Below are 537 nucleotides of genomic sequence, written 5' to 3' on the forward strand. Positions count from 1 at the left end.
CGTCCAGTTTCACCGGAAATATTGAAACTCATGCGCCGGCTGGACGAGTTGCATCTAGAGTATCCGTTTGCGGGCAGCCGCATGCTGCAGCAGTTATTGAAGGCAGAAGGCTTTGATATCGGCCGACATAGAGTAAGATCCTTGATGAAGAGGATGGGTATTGAGGCAATCTACCGACGACCCAATACGTCCAAACCGGCGCCAGAACATAAAATCTACCCGTATCTGCTGCGTGATGTGAAGGTTTTAAGGCCCAATCAGGTCTGGGCCATCGACATTTCCTATATTCCCATGGCAAAGGGCTTCACTTACCTGGTCGCTATCATTGACTGGTATTCACGCAACGTTCTGAGCTGGCGGTTATCGATCACCATGGAGGCGGCCTTCTGCATCGAAGCTCTGGAAGAGGCTGTGGCGCGGCGCGAGTTTTTGCATTGATGGGCAAATTAGCATGCACAGCGGCTTTTCTTCTTTTTCCTTCAAAACGGAGCGTTAGAAGTGATCCCAAACACCACTTTCTAACGCCTCTATTTGTGC

1 pseudogene is annotated in these 537 nt (G+C 50.3%); it reads left to right on the forward strand.

Going from position 1 to position 537, the window contains the following annotated elements:
- Positions 1 to 420 (forward strand): annotated as a pseudogene (locus PsAD37_RS16075) (IS3 family transposase); the annotation flags it as partial.
- Between the last annotated feature and the right edge of the window lie 117 nt (positions 421 to 537).

The organism is Pseudovibrio sp. Ad37, from assembly GCF_001623075.1.
In the GTDB taxonomy this organism is placed as follows: Bacteria; Pseudomonadota; Alphaproteobacteria; order Rhizobiales; family Stappiaceae; genus Pseudovibrio.